Annotated in this window: 21 protein-coding genes and 1 pseudogene; 13 read left to right on the forward strand and 9 right to left on the reverse strand. The window is 67.7% G+C overall.

The window, feature by feature from the left end; genetic code table 11:
* Positions 1-521: phosphatidylglycerol lysyltransferase domain-containing protein (locus A5711_RS18650; RefSeq protein ID WP_156744990.1), on the forward strand; the 521-nt coding region annotated here is incomplete at its 5' end.
* A gap of 9 nt (positions 522-530) precedes the next feature.
* On the opposite strand, the gene A5711_RS18655 is transcribed toward A5711_RS18650, so the two are convergent.
* From A5711_RS18655 to acsA, 7 genes are all read right to left on the reverse strand, one after another.
* Positions 531-947, reverse strand: coding sequence for a pyridoxamine 5'-phosphate oxidase family protein (locus A5711_RS18655; RefSeq protein WP_067949077.1), 417 nt, complete (start codon positions 945-947; stop codon positions 531-533).
* Between the two features lie 136 nt (positions 948-1,083).
* Positions 1,084-2,064, reverse strand: coding sequence for a nitroreductase family protein (locus A5711_RS18660; protein ID WP_156744991.1), 981 nt, complete (start codon positions 2,062-2,064; stop codon positions 1,084-1,086).
* 41 nt (positions 2,065-2,105) lie between these two features.
* Complete coding sequence (locus A5711_RS18665; RefSeq protein WP_067949079.1) at positions 2,106-2,357, reverse strand: acyl carrier protein; 252 nt, start codon at positions 2,355-2,357, stop codon at positions 2,106-2,108.
* A 6-nt stretch (positions 2,358-2,363) separates the two neighbouring features.
* Positions 2,364-3,593, reverse strand: coding sequence for a dihydrolipoamide acetyltransferase family protein (locus A5711_RS18670; RefSeq protein WP_067949081.1), 1,230 nt, complete (start codon positions 3,591-3,593; stop codon positions 2,364-2,366).
* Positions 3,590-4,567, reverse strand: coding sequence for an alpha-ketoacid dehydrogenase subunit beta (locus A5711_RS18675; protein WP_067949083.1), 978 nt, complete (start codon positions 4,565-4,567; stop codon positions 3,590-3,592). Before A5711_RS18675 ends, A5711_RS18670 begins: the two co-directional genes overlap by 4 nt.
* On the reverse strand, positions 4,564-5,535 hold the full coding sequence (gene pdhA, locus A5711_RS18680) for a pyruvate dehydrogenase (acetyl-transferring) E1 component subunit alpha (RefSeq protein ID WP_067949085.1): 972 nt from the start codon (positions 5,533-5,535) through the stop codon (positions 4,564-4,566). Before pdhA ends, A5711_RS18675 begins: the two co-directional genes overlap by 4 nt.
* Positions 5,532-7,331, reverse strand: coding sequence for an acetate--CoA ligase (gene acsA, locus A5711_RS18685; protein WP_067949087.1), 1,800 nt, complete (start codon positions 7,329-7,331; stop codon positions 5,532-5,534). Before acsA ends, pdhA begins: the two co-directional genes overlap by 4 nt.
* Positions 7,332-7,507: 176 nt before the next feature.
* Here acsA and A5711_RS18690 point away from each other — a divergent pair, with 176 nt between their 5' ends.
* The 12 genes from A5711_RS18690 (at position 7,508) to A5711_RS18745 (ending at position 18,363) form a co-directional block, all read left to right on the forward strand.
* Complete coding sequence (locus A5711_RS18690) at positions 7,508-8,491, forward strand: NAD(P)H nitroreductase (RefSeq protein ID WP_067949088.1); 984 nt, start codon at positions 7,508-7,510, stop codon at positions 8,489-8,491.
* A gap of 40 nt (positions 8,492-8,531) precedes the next feature.
* Entirely contained in the window at positions 8,532-8,807 is a 276-nt protein-coding gene (locus A5711_RS18695) for a DUF1918 domain-containing protein (RefSeq protein ID WP_156744992.1), read from the forward strand.
* A 37-nt stretch (positions 8,808-8,844) separates the two neighbouring features.
* Positions 8,845-9,054 carry a hypothetical protein gene (locus A5711_RS18700; protein ID WP_231972082.1) on the forward strand — a complete coding sequence of 70 codons (210 nt, stop codon included), beginning with the start codon at positions 8,845-8,847 and terminating at the stop codon, positions 9,052-9,054.
* Positions 9,055-9,172: 118 nt separating this feature from the next.
* Positions 9,173-11,212, forward strand: coding sequence for an erythromycin esterase family protein (locus A5711_RS18705; protein ID WP_067949092.1), 2,040 nt, complete (start codon positions 9,173-9,175; stop codon positions 11,210-11,212).
* 20 nt (positions 11,213-11,232) lie between these two features.
* Positions 11,233-12,225 carry a 1-phosphofructokinase family hexose kinase gene (locus tag A5711_RS18710; protein WP_067949094.1) on the forward strand — a complete coding sequence of 331 codons (993 nt, stop codon included), beginning with the start codon at positions 11,233-11,235 and terminating at the stop codon, positions 12,223-12,225.
* A gap of 70 nt (positions 12,226-12,295) precedes the next feature.
* Positions 12,296-13,054, forward strand: a complete 759-nt coding sequence (locus A5711_RS18715) for a universal stress protein (protein ID WP_067949096.1) — start codon at positions 12,296-12,298, stop codon at positions 13,052-13,054.
* 10 nt (positions 13,055-13,064) lie between these two features.
* Positions 13,065-13,886, forward strand: a complete 822-nt coding sequence (locus tag A5711_RS18720; RefSeq protein WP_067949098.1) for a universal stress protein — start codon at positions 13,065-13,067, stop codon at positions 13,884-13,886.
* Positions 13,887-13,945: 59 nt separating this feature from the next.
* On the forward strand, positions 13,946-14,617 hold the full coding sequence (locus A5711_RS18725; protein WP_067949100.1) for a response regulator transcription factor: 672 nt from the start codon (positions 13,946-13,948) through the stop codon (positions 14,615-14,617).
* A gap of 189 nt (positions 14,618-14,806) precedes the next feature.
* Complete coding sequence (locus A5711_RS18730; protein WP_197501021.1) at positions 14,807-16,453, forward strand: GAF domain-containing protein; 1,647 nt, start codon at positions 14,807-14,809, stop codon at positions 16,451-16,453.
* An 87-nt stretch (positions 16,454-16,540) separates the two neighbouring features.
* A complete protein-coding gene (locus A5711_RS18735; protein WP_197520224.1) occupies positions 16,541-17,074 on the forward strand; it encodes a GNAT family N-acetyltransferase in 534 nt (177 codons plus the stop codon).
* Between the two features lie 11 nt (positions 17,075-17,085).
* Entirely contained in the window at positions 17,086-17,964 is an 879-nt protein-coding gene (locus tag A5711_RS18740) for a universal stress protein (RefSeq protein WP_067949104.1), read from the forward strand.
* A gap of 30 nt (positions 17,965-17,994) precedes the next feature.
* Positions 17,995-18,363, forward strand: a complete 369-nt coding sequence (locus tag A5711_RS18745) for an STAS/SEC14 domain-containing protein (RefSeq protein ID WP_067949106.1) — start codon at positions 17,995-17,997, stop codon at positions 18,361-18,363.
* 6 nt (positions 18,364-18,369) lie between these two features.
* On the opposite strand, the gene A5711_RS18750 is transcribed toward A5711_RS18745, so the two are convergent.
* Both A5711_RS18750 and A5711_RS18755 read right to left on the reverse strand, forming a co-directional pair.
* A complete protein-coding gene (locus A5711_RS18750; RefSeq protein ID WP_067949109.1) occupies positions 18,370-19,176 on the reverse strand; it encodes a universal stress protein in 807 nt (268 codons plus the stop codon).
* Between the two features lie 121 nt (positions 19,177-19,297).
* Positions 19,298-19,825, reverse strand: a pseudogene (locus A5711_RS18755) (glycosyl hydrolase family 65 protein); the annotation flags it as partial.
* Positions 19,826-19,860 lie beyond the last annotated feature (35 nt).

The following is a 19,860-nucleotide window of genomic DNA, read 5'->3' on the forward strand; positions in this document are numbered from 1 at the left end:
CCGCTCACCGCGCGGCGCGCACCGATCGCGGCTTCTGCATGAACCTCGACGGCGCGTTGCAAGGCCGCTTTCCCGGTGTGCGGTTGGCCATCGCGCGGGACGGGCGCGGCCGGGCCGTCGCGTTTCACCGATACCTGAGCGCCGGCGGGGGATCGGAAGTCAGCCTCGACGTGCCGTTCCGCCGCCCGGACGCCCCCAACGGCGTCGACGAGCGGCTCAGCGTCGACATGATCGCTCACGCGAGTGCCACCGGCGGACAGCGCCTTTCGCTCGCATTCGCGGCGTTCCCGGAGATCTTCGAGGCCGCCCAACCGGGGCCGCTGCAGCGGATCGCGCTGCGGCTGATCCACTTGCTGGACCCGCTGATCCGGCTCGAGTCCCTGTACCGCTACCTCCGCAAGTTCCACGCGCTGTCCGAGCGGCGCTACGTGGTGTTGTGCGCCCACCACATTCCGGCCGCACTGCTGGTCTTGCTGTCGCTGGAATTCGTTCCGCGCCCGCGCCGCATGAGACGGGGCTAGCGGCGGGGATCACTCCACCGGCACACCGAAACGGAACCGGCGCCCCGTGACCGACTCGGGAACGATCCGCACGAAGTGTGACTTCTCCGTGGCCGTCCAGGGCAGTACCTGCGCGCGCTCGGCTTCCTCGATTTCCTCGTTGCTGCGGCAGGAGCGCGCGGTGCCCTTGATGATCACGCTCCAGCCCTCGGCGACGTTGTGGTCGTCGACCTCGAACAGCACCCGGTTGTTGATCGCCGTGCTGACCAACTTGGTGCCCTCCGCGGTACGAAACAGCACCGTATTTCGCTGCACGACGTAATTGACCGGGAAGATCTCGGGCTGGTTACCAACGCTGGTCACCAAGCGCCCCAGCGTCACACCGGCCAGCAGTTCCCAGCATTCGTTCACCGACAGGATCGAAACCCCATTATCGATCAGCGACATCAGTTGTCCTCTTCGTCGACGGCACTACACTCTCGATGGTATTGCCGGCGGCGGACGCCAGCGCCGGCCGAAAGTCCCGCAGGTCCGGGACCAAAGTTCTTTCCCCACTTGCCCATACCGTCGCCCAGCGCACTGGCTAGCGGACCTCGAGGACATCGCCCAGCGGGCGGCGCGGTGTCGCCGCCGGGAGGTGCTCCAGCGGCGGCGCGATCCCCACGCGAATCAACACTTGCGGCTCGCCGCGCAGGCCGATGAGTTCGCGCACGATGTCACGGCTTTCGTCCAGTTCGATCAGATGGGTGAGCGGGCAGGTCGCCATACCGGCGACAGTGCACTCGAGCAGCACGGTCGAGAGCACCTCGCCGCACCGCAGCACGTCCGACCTGGTGTCCCCGGGTGTCGACAACACGAGGATCTTCGCCCAATCGACTTTGACCTCGCCGCGCCGGTCGGCATGGCTCCTGGTCGGAAAGCTGCGGGCCACGTCGACCCGCCAGCTCTCCTTGTCGGAGGCCAGCGCGGTCGGCGGCATCCCCTCGGCCAGTGCGAATGACGAAGTCCACCAGTCGAGTTCGGCGTGATAGTAGGAATCGTCGCGGCGGAGCTCCTCGGTCAGTTGCGAAGCCTCCACCAGGAGTGGTCGCACATCGTCGGGGAGTACGTTCAGGGCGACCTCGGTGTCGTCGAACGTGTCACGCAGTGCGGGTTCGAACAGGTCCCAATAGGTGGGTCGCCCCAAGGGAAGCCGGTCGGTGCGGCGCTGCAGGATCGCTTCGGCGCGGCGGTGCTCGGCCTCGGTGACCTGCGTTCGCGGGCTGAAGGTGACCGAGGCCAGCTGGTGGGGGTCATCCGGGTCGGGAAACCGGTCGACCATCGGTTCCCAGCCCGCGGCGGTCATGGCGACGCAAAGGTGGTTCAGGATGGCGCCGCAGGACAAGATCACTTGGCGGCCGGAATGGTCGGTGGCCGCTATCGCCCGCTGCCGGTCGACAAACAGGCGCAGGACGCCGTCCTCGGCCACCCAGCGCCAGGGCTGGCTGTTGTGTACGGACGGGGCGCGGCAGGCGAGCAGCACCGCCCGTTCGAGCACGCCGATGTCCGGCCTCGTGGCTTTCATGCCCACCCCCTGTTAGTGCTCCCCGAAAAGTGGCGTGCGGCTCAGACTTTGGACGCGTTGGTCTCCACGTAGCCGACGACGTCGGCCAACGTCCGCAACGTCGCGTAGTCCGATTCCGGGATGTCGACATGGAATCTCTTGTGGATCCCACGCAGGAAGCTCAGCCAGTCCATGGAATCCAGGTCGACCTGGTCGCGGAGCAGGGCGTCGTCGCGAATGTCGTCGGGTTCGACTTCGGGGGCGATGCTGGTCAGCACCGACAGCACGCCGGCGCGGGTGTCTTCATTGGTCATTGCGCATCACTTCTCTAGTAGGTCGGGCTGCTGGAGCAGCTCGTTGATCGCGGCGAGGAACAGGGCGCCCCGGTGACCGTCGCTGGCGCGGTGGTCGGCGGCGAGCGTGGCCTGAACCGTTGTGACGACCCGGATCCCGCCGTCGATCACGCAGACCCGCTCGGCCGGTTGGCCGAAGCCCACGATCGCGACCTGCGGCGGGTAGATGACGCCAAAGACCGAGTCGACGCCCTGGTCACCGAGGTTGGTGAGCGTGATGGTCGGGTCCGACATCTCCGAACTCCGTAGCGAGAAGGACCGTGCCCGCGCCACCAGATCGGTGAGATCGTCCATCAATTCGTCCAGCTTCTTCTCCGGAACGTCGTGGATGGCGGGCGCGACGAGGCCGCCGCCGCGCAGCGATATCCCGACACCGACGTGAACGCCGTTGGCGGGCTCGAACCCGTCCTCCCGCCAGAATCCGTTGAACTCGGTGAACCGCTGGGCGGCGACGCCGACGGCCTTCAGGAGCAAGACGGCCGGCAGCACCCGTTCGTCGATGGATCGCTGCGCATTTCTCGTCGTCAGCCAGGACAGCGCCTTTTCCAACATGATCTCTTCGGCGAGGTAGTAGTGCGGGATCTCGCGCTTGGACCGGCTCATCGCCGCCGCGATCGACTTGCGCATCTGGGTCGCGCGGTCGGCCGCCGTCGGCTTGGTTGCCGGTTGCGCGACCGGCTTGACCTCGACCGGCTTGGCGGCCGCCGCGTGCTCGACGTCGTTGATGGTGACGGCGCCCTGGGGTCCGGTGCCGCTCACCGCGTCGATATCGACGCGCAGCGACTGGGCCAACCGCCGCGCGGCCGGTGACACCCACCGCCGGTGCGCGGGGGCGGCCGGGGGAGCGCTGGGGACGGGCGCGGTCGGCGGCGCGGTCACCGGCGCGGTCACCGGCGTCGGCGGCGCGGTGGTCGCCACCTCCGGCGACGGACGTGGCGTGGGTGGCGTCTCCGCCTGCTCACCGGGTGCCGTCAGCGTGGCCAATGTCGTTCCCACCTGGACGGTTTCACCGATGGGCACGACGAGCTCGCTGACGATGCCCTCCTGCCAGCATTCGACCTCGACGGCGGCCTTGGTGGTCTCGACGATCGCGACGACCTGGCCGCGGGTCACCTTGTCCCCGGGCTTGACCAGCCACTCGTTCAGGGTGCCTTCATCCATGTCGGAGCCGAGCGAGGGCATCTTGAACTCGATCACGACGGGTCCCCGAACAGGCTCTGCACGGCGGCGACGATCTTGGGGGTCTGGGGGAGGGCGGCCTCTTCCATGTGCTTGGCGTAGGGCATGGGAACTTCGGCGCTGCACACCCGGCCCACCGGGGCATCGAGGTCGTAGAAGGCGCCCTCCATCACGCGCGCGATCACTTCCGCGGCCAGGCTGCCGGTGCGCCACGCCTCGTCGACCACCACCGCCCGATGCGTCTTGCGGACGGATTCGAGGATGGTGTCGTCGTCTAGTGGGCGCAGGACGCGCAGATCGATTACTTCGCAGTCGATTCCGGACAGCGAAAGCTCATTGGCGGCGTCGAGCGTCTTCGGCAGGCTGCCCCCGTAGGTGATCAGGGTGACGTCGTTGCCGCTGCGGCGGACCGCCGCCCGCGAGATGTCCGTCGGAGAGAGGACGTCGACATCCGTTGAGGTGTTGTAGAGCTGAACGTGTTCGAAGATCACCACCGGGTCCGGGTCCGCCAGAGCGGGGCCGAGCATCCCGTACGCGTCCTCGACCGTGGCAGGAGCCACCACCTTGATGCCGGGGATGTGGGCGTACCACGGCTCCAGGCTGTGCGAATGCTGCGCGGCGAGCTGGCGGCCTGCACCCGTCGCCATCCGGACGACTACGGGTACCGAGAACTGCCCGCCGGACATATGGCGAAGCGCCGCAGCGGTATTGACGATCTGGTCGAGAGCCAGCAGGCTGAAGTTGACCGTCATGACCTCCACGATCGGACGTAAACCGCCCAGCGCCGCGCCGATTCCGATCCCGACGAAGCCCAGTTCCGACAGCGGTGTGTCCCGCACGCGGTCGGGGCCGAATTCGTCCAGCAGGCCCTTGGAGGCGGCGTACGTTCCCCCGTAACGCGCGACGTCCTCGCCCATCAGCAAGACCCGCGGATCGTCGCGCAGGGCATCGCGCAGGGCGTCGTGCACGGCGGTGCGATAGCTGGTCTTCATCGCGCCGGCTCTTCAGTCAGCACGTCGCGTTCGAGATCCGCCACGTCCTCCCAGGTTCCGGCCTCGGCATAGGCCACCGCGTCCTCGATCTCGGTGGCGGCCGCGTCTTCGATCTCACGCACGTCGGCCTCGGACAGTGTGCCGTCGCCCACACATTTCTCGGTGAACGCCTGGATGGGGTCACGCTCCCGCCATCGTTCGACTTCGCCTTTGTCCCGGTACAATTCGGGATCGAACATCGAGTGCGCACGGAATCGGTAGGTGCGGAATTCGATGAAGAACGGGCCGCCGGTGTCGCGGACGTGATCGACCCCCTGCTGCGCGGCCGTGTGGCACGCTTCGACATCCATGCCGTCGACGGCCAGCGTCGGCACGCGGTAGGCCGCCGCCTTGGCGGTCAGATCGGTCTGCGACTGCGCCCGATCCAGCGCGGTGCCCATCGCGTAAAGGTTGTTCTCGCAACAGAACAGCACCGGCAGGTTCCACAGGGCCGCCATGTTCAACGACTCGTGGAAGGCGCCTTCGGCCACCGCGCCGTCACCGAAGTAGCAGGCGGTCACGCGCTTTTGCTTCAGCATGGCGTCGGCCAGTGCGATGCCCACCGCCAGCGGCAGGCCGCCGGCCACGATCGCGTTGCCTCCGTAGAACCGCTTGGTCCCGTCGAACAAGTGCATCGAACCGCCGCGGCCGCGCGAGCAGCCCTCCTGCTTGCCGAACATCTCGGCCATGATCGAGGTCATCGGTATGCCCCGCAGCAGGGCGTGCGCGTGCTCGCGGTAGGTCGCGACCACCGCGTCCTCGTCGGCCAGCGCGCGCAGCGATCCGGCGGCCACGGCTTCCTCGCCGACGTAGAGATGGAGGAATCCGCGAATCTTGGCCGCGCTGTAGAGCTCGGCGCATTTCTCCTCCATGCGCCGGACCCGAATCATGTCGGACAACAGCTCATGGGCCAGCTTCGTATCGGTCACGACGGCACTCCCTCGGATTGGTGGACCGGGTGCTGCTCGATGGTGGAGGTGTCGCCCTCAGGCAGCCCCAATTCGCGGGCCTTGAGCAGGCGCCGCATGATCTTGCCGCTGCTGGTGTGCGGCAAGGAGTCGACGAACTCGATCTCCTTGGGCGCCACCGTGGCCCCGAGCCGCTTGCGCGCGTGGCCCAGCAGTTCCAGCCGCAGGTCTTCGTCGGCGACGACACCGTCCTTCAGGGTGACGAAGGCCTTGACCATCTCACCGACCGTCGGATCGGGTATGCCGATGACGCCCGCCTCGGCCACCGCCGGGTGATCGGTCAACGCGCTCTCGACCTCGAACGGCCCGATCAGATGCCCCGCGGACTTGATCACGTCGTCCTTGCGCCCGACGAACCAGAAGTAGCCGTCGGCGTCTTTCGTCGCGAGATCCCCGGTCAGGTAGAGGCCGGCCGCGAAGCAGCTCCGGTAGCGCTCCTCGGCGTTCAGGTACCCGCGGAACATCGACGGCCAGCCGGGTTTGAGCGCGAGCTCACCCTCGACGCCGGGTTCGTCGATCACCTCGACGGTGCCGGCGTCGTTGCTGCGGACGATGAAAGCGTCCACCCCGGGCAGCGGGCGGCCCATCGAGCCGGGCTTGATGTCGAACGCGGGCGTATTGGCGATCATGATGCCGCCCGTCTCGGTCTGCCACCAGTTGTCGTGAATCGGCAAGCCCAGCACCCGCTTTCCCCACCACACGGCTTCGGGATTGAGCGGTTCGCCCACGCTGGCGATGAAACGCAGCCGCGGAAAGTGGTATTGCGCGGGCAGTTCTGATCCCGCCTTGATGAGCATCCGGATGGCGGTCGGCGCCGTGTACCACACCGACACTCCCTGGTCCTGCAGGATGCGATACCAGCGTTCGGCGTCGAATTCCGCTTCGTCGACGATGGAGGTCACGCCGTGCAGCAGCGGGCTGATGATGCCGTAGGACGTTCCCGTCACCCAGCCGGGATCGGCCGTGCACCAATAGGTGTCGTCGGCGTGAAGATCGAGCGCGTACAGGCCGGTGACGTAGTGCATCGTGACGGCGCCGTGCACGTGGATGGCGCCCTTGGGCGTACCCGTGGTCCCGCTGGTGAAGTGCAGTAAGGCCGGGTCGTCGGCGGTGGTGGGCTCGACCGGCAGGTTCTCATCGGCCGAGTTGACCCATTGCCAGAAGTCGAGGGTCCCCGGAGGCGGGCCGTCGGCCTGCCCGTCGTCGACGACGAAGACGTGCCGCACCGACGGCAGTCGATCACGGATCTTGGCGATCTTGCGCTGGTAGATCGCCCTCGTGGTCACCAGAACGTCGGCGTGCCCGAGGTTGACCCGGGTTGCTATGGGCTCGGGCCCGAAGGCCGAGAACAACGGCGAGACGACGCTGCCGTTGCGCAGCGCGCCCAGCATCGCGATGTAGAGCTCGGGGCCACGGGCCATGACGATGAAGACCCGGTGGCCCCGGTTGACGCCCAACGCGCGCAGCGCGCTGGAGAATTTCCTGGAGAGTCGGCCGAGCTCGGCGTAACTGAGGTCGCGGGTGGCGAGCACGCCGTCCCAGGGGCGATCGACGACGAACCGCAACGCCGTGCGCGTGGCGGCCGGCCCGGTGGTGTGACGGTCGAGGGCGGCATAGGCGATGTTGCACAGGCCTGGCCCCATGCCTGCGCAGAGGTCCGGCACGTCGGACCAGTGGAACTCGGCGCGCTCGTGCTCGTAGTCGGTGAGGTTGGGCCGAACGCGATGGTCACGGGATGTTTTGTGGATGACGTCCATCAAGGGTCCTCGGTCGGGGTGGTCGTCTACATCGTTTGCCGCGCGGTGACGCCGCAATAGAGACAAAGGTCATCAGTCGACCCCGGGTCCAATGACGTGACGCTGGGGACCAAGGACCCTGGCGTGCGCTGCCCACATGCCCGAGGGTCCAAGTAACACAGGAGAGGCGAACGACAATGACCCAGACGATGGTCGACAGGAAAGTGCTCACCCGGGCGGTCGAGCTCGCCTGCCGTGCCCCCTCGCTGCACAACAGCCAGCCATGGCGATGGGTTGCCGGCGGCCCGACCGTCGATCTCTTCGCCGACCCGCACCGCATGGTGTCCTCGGCCGACAGCTCGGGACGCGAGTCGATCATCAGCTGCGGCGCGGTGCTCGATCACTTCCGCGTCGCGATGGCCGCCGAAGGGTGGGTCGCCGGCGTCGACGAGTTTCCCAATCCCAACAACCCCGACCACCTGGCCGCCATCGACTTCGTCTCGGGCGACTACGTCGCCGTGGCCCGGCGAGACCGCGCGGCGGCGATCCTGCGCCGCAGGACCGACCGGCGCCCCTTCGGCGCCCCAAAGGAGTGGGCATCCTTCGAGCCGGTGGTGCGGAGCGCCTTCAATCCCGAGCTGGCCACCCTCGACGTACTGGCCGACGACGCGCTGCCGCGGCTGGTGGAGGCCGCGCACCTCAATGAGGCGCTGCGCCGCTACGACGACCTCTACCACCACGAATTGCGTTGGTGGACAGCGCCTGGCAGGCACGACGATGGCATACCGCAGGCCGCCCTGGTCAACGAGGCGCAGCCCCGCGCCGACGGCGTGAACCGTCGATTCCCCGCCGACGGGCACGCCCGGGGGAGCTCCGCCAGCCTCCGCGATCAAGCAAAGATCGTTGTCCTGTCCACGCCGGGGGACACCCGCGCGGACGCCTTGCGGTGCGGCCAGGCCCTCTCGGCGGTTCTGCTGGAGTGCACCATGGCCGGGCTGGCGACCTGCACCGTGACACACGTGACGGAGCTGCAGGCCAGTCGCGACAAGATCGGGGAGCTCATTCCCGAGTCCGAAGCGGTTCCCCAAGTTCTGATCCGGGTCGGCACCGCCTTCTCGGGTAAGGGCGCTCCCGAGCCGACGCCGCGCCGGCCGGTTCGCGAGGTCTTGGAGATGCGCTAATGGCCCGAGTTATGTTGCACTGCAATATTTTCGAAGGGAGATGGTAGTGCTTGCCGATCCAGGTGACTGGCTCGTTATCAAGAGCGGCACAGTCGGACGACCGGATCTGCGTGGGTTGATCACCTCGGTGAGTTCACCGAATGGTCAACCGCCGTACCGGGTCCGGTGGCTGGCCACCGGCGAGGAGGCGACCGTGTTCCCCGGTCCGGACGCGATTGTCGTGACGGCCGCCGAACAGCAGGCCGCCGACGAGCGGGCACGGGCACGCTTCGCCGCGGTGCAGGCGGCCATCAGGGATCACGCTCGGAGCGGGTAGGACGCAAATGCCACCTACCACCGAGGGATCCCCGTCGATGACCGATGCCGACGTCGATGAGCTCGCGTTCGAGTTCCTGCACTCGCCCTATGCCGGCGACGCCTATCTCGACTGGAGCCTGGACCAGCGCCTCGACGGCTTTCTCCGCCACCGTGGATTGCCCCGGCTGGTGGACGACGGCGACGCCTACGGCCTGATCCTCAACCGGGTCATGGCCTATATCGGCGAACTGCGCCGCAGAAGCTGAGCCGACGAACGACCCGCAAGGCTGGGACTTCGTGCCCTACCGCCGATTTACGGCGGGCTGGTCGGATGAATTCGTCGAGGGATCGAGGAGATTGCCATGACTACAGGCGCGGTGCGTGATGACCAGAGCAGCTGACGCCACCCGACGCTCGCCACGGCGGGTGTTCCGTGATCGCGCCGAGGCCGGCCGCGTGCTGGCGAACCTCCTCGGTGCCTACCGCGATCGGCACGACGTGATCGTGCTGGGCCTGGCGCGCGGCGGTATACCCGTCGCATGGGAGGTGGCGGCGGCGCTGCATGCCCCGCTGGATGCCTTCATCGTGCGCAAGCTCGGCGCCCCCGGCCATGAGGAGTTCGCCGTGGGGGCGTTGGCGAGCGGAGGCCGCGTCGTGGTGAACGACGACGTCGTGCGCGGCCTGCGTATCACCCCGCAGGAGTTGCGCGCCGTCGCCGAGCGGGAAGGCCGGGAATTGATTCGGCGCGAGGCCGCCTATCGCGACGGGCGTCCGCCGGTAAACGTGGCCGGCAAGACGGTGATCCTGGTCGATGACGGATTGGCCACCGGCGCAAGCATGTCCGCGGCGGTGCAGGCGCTCCGCGAGGCCGAGCCCGCACACATCGTCATCGCCGTGCCGGCGGCCCCGGAATCCACCTGCCGGGAATTCGCCGGTCAGGTCGACGATGTCGTATGCGCGAGCATGCCGACTCCGTTTCTCGCGGTCGGGGAATCGTTCTGGGATTTCCGGCAAGTCACCGACGAAGAGGTCCGTCGGCTCCTCGCGACGCCGACGACCGGCACTCCGGCGAGGGCCGCGGCGCGGACCCCGGCCGAGGTGATCGCCCGGGTGGCAATCGACGCGCCGGCCGGCGTTCCGCCGCGTGACGCGCTGGAGGAGTTGATCGGCGATGCGCGCATCGTGCTGATCGGCGAAAGCTCGCACGGCACACACGAGTTCTACGAGGCCCGCGCGGAGATCACCAAGTGGTTGATCGAGGAGAAGGGCTTCTGCGCCGTCGCGGCGGAGGCGGACTGGCCGGATGCTTACCGGGTGAATCGCTACGTTCGCGGCATCGGCGACGACACCAGCGCCGACGAGGCGTTGAGCGGCTTCGAGCGGTTCCCCGCATGGATGTGGCGCAACACCGTCGTGCGTGACTTCGTCGAGTGGCTGCGCACCCGAAACCGGATGCACGAGAACAACGGGCAGCGGCAGGCCGGCTTCTACGGGCTGGATCTCTACAGCCTGCACCGCTCGATGCAGGAAGTGATCGGCTACCTCGACAAGGTCGACCCGAAGGCGGCGGCGCGGGCACGCGAACGTTATGCCTGCTTCGACCACGCCTCGGCGGACGACGGCCAGGCGTACGGCTTCTCGGCGGCCTTCGGCGCCGGCCCGTCGTGTGAACAGGAAGCCATCGATCAACTGGTCGACATTCAGCGCAACGAACTGGCCTACGCGCGCAGGGACGGTCTGCTCGCCGAGGACGAATTGTTCTACGCGCACCAGAACGCCCAGACGGTGCACAACGCGGAGGTGTACTACCGGGCGATGTTCAGCGGGCGAGTCACTTCGTGGAACCTGCGCGACAAACACATGGCGCAGACGCTCGAGGCGCTGCTGAAACATCTGGACCGCCACCAAGATATCCCGTCGGCGCGAATCGTGGTGTGGGCCCACAACTCTCACGTCGGGGACGCCCGCGCCACCGAAGTCTGGGCCGATGGGCAACTCACACTGGGCCAATTGGTCCGCCAGCGGCACGGCGACGAGGCGCGTCTGATCGGCTTCAGCACCTACACGGGCACGGTCACCGCCGCCAGCGACTGGGGCGGCATCGCCGAACGTAAGGTCGTGCGCCCGGCGCTCAACGGAAGCATCGAAGAACTCCTGCACGAGACGCGCAGGGGCGAGTTCCTGGTGTCGGCCCACATCAGCCCGGGGGCCGCCGAACCGCTGGGCGCGGTCCGGTTGGGGCGTGCCATCGGGGTGATCTACCGCCCCGAGACTGAGCGGCAGAGCCATTACTTCCACGTCCGCCCCGCCGATCAGTTCGACGCGATGATCCACATCGACCGGACCCGGGCGCTCGAACCCCTCGAGGTCACCAGCCTCTGGATCGCGGGCGAAACACCGGAAACGTATCCGAGCGGCCTCTAACACCCACGGAGCCAGCCAAGATGGAGATGCCCTCGGACCCGGTTCGCCGAACGCGGATCGTCACGTTGACGATGAACCCCGCGCTGGACATCACGACGAGCGTCGGCGTCGTGCGGCCGACCGACAAACTGCGCTGCTCTGCGACGCGTTACGACCCGGGCGGTGGCGGCATCAACGTCGCCCGGATCGCGAAGGTCCTTGGCAGCTCGGTGCTGGCGGTGTTTCCCGCGGGCGGCTCGCACGGCGGTCTCGTCACGAGTCTGCTGAGCGAGGCGGAAGTCCCGTTCCGGCAGGTTCCGATCGCCGCCCAAACGCGCGAGAGTTTCACCGTCAACGAGACCAGCACCGGCCAGCAATACCGGTTCGTCCTGCCCGGGCCGGAGCTGACCGTCCTCGAACAGGAGCAGTGTCTCGACCAATTGCGGGCGGCGGCCCAATCGGCCGAAGTCGTTGTGGCAAGCGGAAGTCTGCCACCGGGTGCTCCCGCCGACTACTATCAGCGGGTTGCCGACCTCTGCCGGCAGTTGGGCGTGAAGTTCATTCTGGACACCTCCGGCGGCGGCCTGCAGCACATCTCCTCCGGGGTGTTCCTGCTCAAGGCGAGCGTGCGAGAACTACGAGAATGCGTCGGCCGCCGGCTCGCCACCGAGTCCGAGCAATTGGCTGCCGCCCACCAACTGATTGACAGTGGCCGCGCACAAGTCGTCGTGGTTTCTCTGGGCTCCTATGGCGCGCTGCTTGCGACGCGCCATGCGAGCCAGCGGTTTCCGGCGGTTCCGATGCCCGGCGGGAGCGGTGTCGGCGCCGGTGACGCGATGGTTGCCGCGATCACGGTGGGCCTCACGCATGGATGGCCTCTCGCCAAGTCGGTTCGGTACGGGATCGCGGCGGGTGCCGCGATGCTGATGACACCGGGCACGGCGGTCTGTGAACGCGCCGACATAGAGCGGTTGTTCGAGCTGGTCGCCGAACCCGCGGAGCTGGGGACGAACGACTTCGCGGCTGGGGCCTAACGGCCCCTGCAGGGCGGGTGCGGCCGCAATAGCCTGAAATGTGAGCGATTCGGAACGATCAGGAGCCGAGATGAGCCAGCTGGACGCCAAGGCGGTGGTCGTGGGCGTCAACGGCTCCCAGGCCGCGGTCAACGCCGCGAAGTGGGCGATCGACGAGGCGATTGGCCGGCAGCTGCCACTTCGCCTGGTGTATGTCATGCCGGCGCGCAAGGGATCGGGGCCTCGTTCCGAGTGGGAGGTCGAACGCGGCGAAATGGCCTTGGCCGAAGCGGAGTGCGCCATCCGGAGCCAGCGGAAGCCGGTCGAGATCGAGACGGCGATCGTCTCCGGAGATCCCGCGGAGGCGTTGGTCAATCAATCCCAGGACGCGGCCCTGGTGTGTGTCGGCACCGCCAGGCGCGGCTGGGCATCCGACGGGCTGTTGGGTCCGACGGCCGCAGGCTTGGTGGCGCGCGCGCACTGCCCGGTCGCGATTATTCGTACTTCCGACGGAGCGCCGATTGAGCTGGGAGTGATCGCCGTCGTGCTCAACGACGAGCCCGACAACGACGAGGTGGTGCACCAAGCGATGGAGGAAGGGCGACGCCGCCACGCCACCGTGCGCCAAATCGACCGGCGACTGAACAGCTGGGTCCGCCGTTATCCGGACGTCCACGTCCAGACGGTGGCCGCCGGGACCGGCGCGAAATACGGCGGAAGGCCCGGTAGCGCAATTGAATTGGCGGTGGTGGGCAGTACCGATGCCGAGGAGATGGCAGGGCTGGCCACCCCGAACTGCCATCCGATCGTCGGCTACCCCGACTGCTCAGTGCTTGTGGTCCGCCACTGAGGCAGGCCCGATGACGCAGCCAGCAAGAACCAAGTCGATCGTCGCCGGTATCGACGGTTCCAAAGCGGCGATACGCGCGGCGCTGTGGGCGGTCGATGAGGCGGTCAGTCGCGACGTTCCGCTACAGCTGCTCTACGCGACCGACTCCGCGGACGGCGAACAAGCCGCGCAGATGGCGGTCCGCCAGGCGGTGACGGCGATCCAAGTCGCGGGCAAGCCGGTCCAGGTCGAGACGGAGGTCGTCCACGGACCCGCGGTCGGATCGCTGATTCGGTCGTCGGCGTCGGCCGCCATGGTCTGCGTGGGCGCCGTCGGACTGCGCCACTTTCAACCGGGCCGGGTGGGCTCCACCGCGGCGGCCCTGGCCGTATCGGCGCGCTGCCCGGTGGCGATCGTCCGGGGCCGCGACGGTCATCGCGGGCCGCCCGCGGAAAACGCGGTCGTCGAGATAGCCGGGTCCCCGGACTCCGTCCTGCTCGGCGCTGCCATCGAAGAGGCGGTGCTGCGCGGTGCCGCGCTGGAGGCGGTCGTCTCGCGGCGGACGGGACGGGCCGAACAACACGGTGATACCGAGGCCGATCGCCGGGCGCTCGCCGACCTGGATCGCCGCCTGTCCGGGTGGAAGCGACGCCATCCGCAGCTTCGGGTCGAGTCGCTGGCGATACACGTCGGCCTGCTGGACTATCTGGCCGGACACCGCGGGCCGGTCGGCTTGGTGATCGTCGGCGCCGACAATCGTCAGCACGTTGCCGAGCTTGTCGGGCCCGTCGGCAGTTCGGTGATGGCGGACGCGAATTGTTCGTTGTTGATCGTGAATCGGCAACATTTGTGAAATTTGTACGATGATTAATGTGTGATATGGAGGTCCCACGACCGGCGGAAGGGTTCTTAATGGTCAAGGTTTTCCTGGTCGATGACCATGAAGTCGTCCGGCGCGGCCTCGCGGACCTCCTGGCGGCGGACCCCGAGCTCGAGATCATCGGTGAGGCGGGCTCCGTCTCCGAGGCGAAGGCGCGGATACCGGCGCTGCAACCCGACGTCGCGGTGCTTGACGTGCGGCTTCCCGACGGCAACGGCATCGAACTGTGCCGCGACCTGGTGTCCGATCACCCCGACCTGCGCTGCCTGATGCTGACGTCGTTCACCTCCGACGAAGCGATGCTGGAAGCGATCCTGGCCGGGGCCAGCGGCTACGTGGTCAAGGACATCAAGGGCATGGAGCTGGCGCACGCGATCAAAGAGGTGGGCGCCGGCAAATCCCTGCTGGATAATCGCGCGGCGGCCGCCCTGATGGCCAAGCTCCGCGGCGCGGCGGAGCGCGAAGACCCGCTGTCCGGGCTGACCGAACAGGAGCGGACGCTGCTCGGCCTGCTCAGCGAGGGCCTGACCAACAGGCAGATCGCCGCCCGGATGTTCCTCGCAGAGAAGACGGTGAAGAACTACGTGTCGCGGCTGCTGGCCAAACTCGGCATGGAGCGCCGCACCCAGGCGGCGGTGTTCGCGTCCAAGCTGGACCAGCGGCCGGGACATCCCGCCACGCCGGCGGACGCGCCGCAGGACTGAGCCGGTAGGCGGGGCGTCACGCTACCGATAACAACCATTCGCTTGGGTACTTGACATTTTGCGATTAGGCTGATCTTGCCATTCGGACATTGCGTCGCATCTCGAGTGTCTTGGAGGTTTTTCGGTTTGACGAGCGACGACAGCGGCTCCGCGTTCGCCGGACTCGGCCAGCGGGGGCTCGTCAGCAGGATGCACGAGCAACTCGACGAGATGCTGGCGGCCCGCGACCAGATGGAGCAGCTGCTGCGGGTCATCGTCGAGATCGGCGCGGGCCTCGATCTTGACGCCACGCTGCACCGGATCATCGCCGCCGCCAGGCGGTTGACCTCCGCCCCCTACGGTGCGCTGGCCATCCGCGATCCCGACGGCAACCTGCTCTCGTTCGTCCACGAGGGGATGGATGCCGACACGGTGGCCAAAATCGGGCACCTGCCGGTGGGCAAGGGCCTGCTCAGCTTGTCGCTGATGGACACGCCCGCGTTGCGGATGGCCGACCTGACCGCCCATCCGGCCGCCGTCGGGTTTCCCGAGCACCACCCCCCGATGCGCGGCTTCCTCGCGGTGCCGATCACCATTCGGGGCACCGTGTTCGGCAACCTCTACCTCACCCACGTCGAACCGCAGCGGACGTTCTCCGAGTCCGACGAGATGGCGGCTCGCGCCCTGGCGTTCGCCGCCGCGATCGCGATCGACAACGCGCAGGTGTTCGAACGCGAGCGGACGGCCGCGAAGTGGATGGAGGCCAGCCGCGAGATCACCACCGCGCTGCTGTCCAGCGCCGAGCCGCACCGGCGCCCGCTGCAGCTGATCGCCGAACGCGCCCGGGCCCTGACCGATGCCGAGCAGGCGATCGTCCTGGTGCCCGCCGATGCCGATGTGCCTGAAGACGAGGTCGACACGCTGGTGGTCTCGGCGGCGGTCGGCGCGCACGCCGACGAGGTGGTCGGCCAACGCGTTCCGGTGGACGGTTCCACCAGCGGGGCCGTTTTCCGGTCCGGCGAACCGCTGATCACCGAGACGTTGCGGTACCCGATTCAGGCATTCACCGACGTCGGGCAGCGGCCGGCCATCCTGATGCCGCTGCGCGCCCGCGACGAAGTCGTCGGCGTGATCGCCATCGCCCGCGGCAGTCACGAGTCGCCCTTCGACGACAGTTACCTCGATCTGGTCAGCGATTTCGCCACTCATGCCGCGATAGCGCTCGTGCTCGCGTCGGCCCGTGACGACGCGCGCCAGCTGACCATCCTGGCCGAGCGTGAACGCATCGCCCACGACCTGCACGACCACGTCATCCAGCGGCTCTTCGCCGCCGGGATGGATTTGCAGGGAACGCTGGCCCGGGCGCGCTCCCCGGAGGTCGCCGACCGGCTCAACCGCACGCTGGACGATCTGCAAACCATCATCGAGGAGATCCGCACGACGATCTTCCAGCTGAAATCCCCGCCGGGAAAGAACGATTTCCGGCAACGCATCCAACAGGTGGTCGCCGACCTGACCGAAAATCGGGACATCGTGACCACCGTGCGCATGCACGGGCCGATGACCGCCGTCGGCGGCGAGCTTGCCGACCACGCCGAGGCTGTGAGCACGGAGGCCGTCAGCAATGCGCTGCGTCATTCGGGGGCATCGCGGCTGACCGTCGAGATCAGCGTCGCCGACATGTTCGTCCTCGACATCGTCGACAATGGCTCCGGCATACCCGACGGCAACACGCGGCGCAGCGGCTTGGCCAACATGAAGCGGCGCGCCGAGCAACTGGGCGGGGCCTGCGAGATCACCGGCCCCCCGGAGGGTGGTACCCGGGTGCACTGGGTCGCCCCGCTCGTCGATCAATAGCGGTCGCCCCGAACGGGACCAATGGGAGGGGCCATGGGGTCTAACGGCCCTGCCCTGCCGCGCCGCCGCCGAATATCGTCGGGCAGTGTGAGTAATCGATCGGTGGACGCCACCGCGACTGCTCGGCTGCTCGACGGACGCCTGGTGTCGTTGCGTCCCTTGACCGTCGCCGACGCCGAGGCCGTTTCGGCGCTGCATCGACACCTCTCCGACCACGACCGGTACTTTCGTTTCTTCACGCTGCAGCTCGCACCGCTGCACGAGCTCGTCGCCAAGCTGACCGAGCCCGCGGACGGGTTGTACGCGCTCGGTGCCTTCGACGCCGATCGGCTGATCGGCGTGGCCCACTACGTCGTTGTCGACGACCCGAACGCGGCCGAGGTCGCGGTCGTGGTTGCCCACCAAGACCATTCGCTGGGGGTGGGCACGGCCCTGCTGAAGCACCTGGCCCCGATCGCTCGGGCCCACGGAATCGGGCGGTTCGTCGCGGACGTCCTCGGCGAGAACCACCTGATGCTCACGGTCTTCTTCGATCTCGGCTGGCCTTGCAGGCCAATCGATTACGGAGCCATTCGTCACCTCGAGATCGAGCTACCCCAATTCGACGAGACGCCGGCATAGAGGAGCGGAAAATGAACGCAGAAGCGAAGAAATACGGTGTACTGGTGTGTGTCGACGGGTCGGCCGCATCCGACGCCGCCGTCGCCTGGGGGACGCGCGAAGCCATCATGCGCGACCTGCCCATCACGCTCATGTTCGTCGTTCCGCCCATCGTCGTCGGCTGGCCGGTGGGGCAACTGTATGCCGAGATGCCCGACTGGCAACAGGACAGCGCTCAGCACGTGATCGACCAGGCCCGCAAGACGCTGAGCGCCAGCGTGGGCGCCTCCGAATCGCCCGAAATACACACCGAGACGGTCTATTCCGCCATCGTCCCCGCGCTGATCGAGGCATCAAAGCAGGCCTGGGTGCTCGTCGCCGGAAACCAGGGACTGGGAGCGGTGGGCCGCCTGCTGCTGGGCTCCGTGACCACGGGACTCGTGCACTACGCCCATTGCCCGGTCGCCGTCATCCACACCGGCGAAGGGGCGGCCCCCAACCCCGGCGCGCCCGTGGTGCTGGGCGTCGACGGGTCCCCTGCGTCCGAAGCGGCGACCGCCCTGGCCTTTGACGAAGCATCGCGCCGTGGGGTGGGGCTGGTGGCACTGCACGTGTGGAGCGACGTGGGCGTGTTTCCCATCCTCGGCATGGACTGGCATGACCGGGAGCAGGAGGCGCACGAGATCCTCGCCGAACGCCTGGCCGGCTGGCAAGAACGCTATCCCGACGTGCATGTCGAGCGGAAACTGTTCTGCGACAAGCCGTCCGAATGGCTGCTGAAGGAATCCGAACACGCCCAACTCGTGGTGGTCGGCAGCCGCGGCCGCGGCGGATTCCCCGGGATGCTGCTCGGCTCGGTGAGTTCGGCGGTCGCCCAGTCGGCGCGGGTGCCCGTGCTGGTTGTCCGCTGACGACGAGAATCGCCCGCAAAGGAGGCCGTTATGATCGAGCTGCTCCCGGACATGCCGGAGAAGGTGATCGGCATTCGCGTATCGGGCCGGCTGCGCGGTGACGAGCTGCGCGACTTCAAGCCCGACATCGACCACGTGCTCCAGACCGGCGAGGTCAGGATCGTCGAGGTCATCGCGTCCGACTACGAGGGATTCGGGCCCGGTGGTTTCCTCGAGGATCTCAAGCTGGGCTTCGGTACCGTCTTGCCGCACCATTCGGCGTTCAAGCGGATCGCGGTGGTGTCAGACAAGGACTGGGTCGCCCCCGTCCTGCACGCTGTGGCGTGGCTGGTTCCCGGCGAGATCGCCGTGTTCTCACTCGACGAGCTCGACCGCGCCAAGGATTGGGCGGCCGGATAGCCGCCGTCATTCGCGGACGACGAGCACCGAACATCCGGTGTGGCCGCCGGGATGCGGGGTGATCGGCCCGACCATGCGGGCGACCTTGTCGGCGTCCTCACTGCCCACGACCGCGAGCTGAACGGGTTCCTTTGTACGCGTAAGGAACTCGGCGGCCCCGCGCCTCGCCGCGGCGGGCTGGACGTGCACCTGGCTATGCTTCGAGACCCAGGGGCCGAGGCGCTGATCCAGCTGGCGGTAGGGAATCTCGCCCAGGCCCCACCGCCAAACGCCCATCGCCAAGATCGGTGCGTCACGAAGGCGTGCCTCGTGGAAACCGTGCTCGAGCACCGCGTCGTTGGCGTCCGTCTCCTCGACGGCAACGGCGACGTATCCGTCCTCCGGCCCGGCGCCGTCGCGGCTGCTGCGGATCACGGCCACCGGGCAGTGCGCCTTGCGCACCAACGTCTGTGCGGTCGAGCCGAGGACCTTGCGGGCCACCCAGCCGGTCCCCACCGAACCCACGCACACCATTGCGGCATCCCGTGATTCGTCGATCAGCGCGCCCTCCGAGGAGCCGCGCACGATGTCGCACTCGACCTTGACCGGCGTACCCATGGCCTGCAGCGCCGCATCGGCGTTGCGCAACGCCGCTTGGGCGTATTCGACGTCCAAGCTGTCGTCATCCGCGTTCCGCCTCGGGACGGCGTGGATCAGCCGGAGCGGGACGTTGCGGCTCACCGCCTCGGCGGCGGCCCATTTGGCCGCGTTGATGGCGGCGTCCGAGCCGTCGATTCCCACCACGATCCGCTGCGACGACTGCGGATTGTTCATCGAGTCCTCCTCTATGACTGACTGTCGGGGCGCGAGGGCCCGTCACTGGCCACGTTATGGTCGGTCGGCTCCGTTGAGCAGGGCCGTTCGGCCCCCGTTCGCAGGCATTGGTCACCCGGCTTCAGGCGACCTCGACCGTGTGCCCGGGCAGCAGGTGCTGTAACCGGCCACGGCATTCCACCGCGACGGAGGCACTGTTGCCAGCCTCGGAGGTCAGCTGGGCCGCCCGACCGCTGACCCGAAGGTGCAGCCGTTGGCCGCGGTATAGGAAGGGAAACTCGATGGACCCCAGTGCATCTGGCCATTGCGGGCTGAGGATCAGGCGGTTGTTGCGGGTTTCGAGTCCGGTGAAACACCGCTGCAGCAGATCGATGCTGCCGGCCATCGCGGCCAGGTGTATGCCTTCCGACGTGGTGCCGCCCTGGATGTCGACGATGTCGGAAGCCAATACCTGCACGAAGTACTTCATGGCGTGGTGCCGGTTGCCACGGGTGAGAACCCAGGCGTGTACGACGGCGCTCAGGCTGGAACCGTGGGAAGTGCGCTTGAGGTAGTAATCCACGGTCTCCGGAATCTGCTCGGGCGCGAAGCGGTAACCGAGCCGGCCCAGCAGACCCAGCAACTCGTCCGACGACAGCAGGTAGAACAACTACAAGGCGTCCAAGCAGGCCGATGTGCTGATGC

The sequence above is a fragment of the Mycobacterium sp. E2238 genome, from assembly GCF_001672665.1.
Taxonomy (GTDB): domain Bacteria; phylum Actinomycetota; class Actinomycetes; order Mycobacteriales; family Mycobacteriaceae; genus Mycobacterium.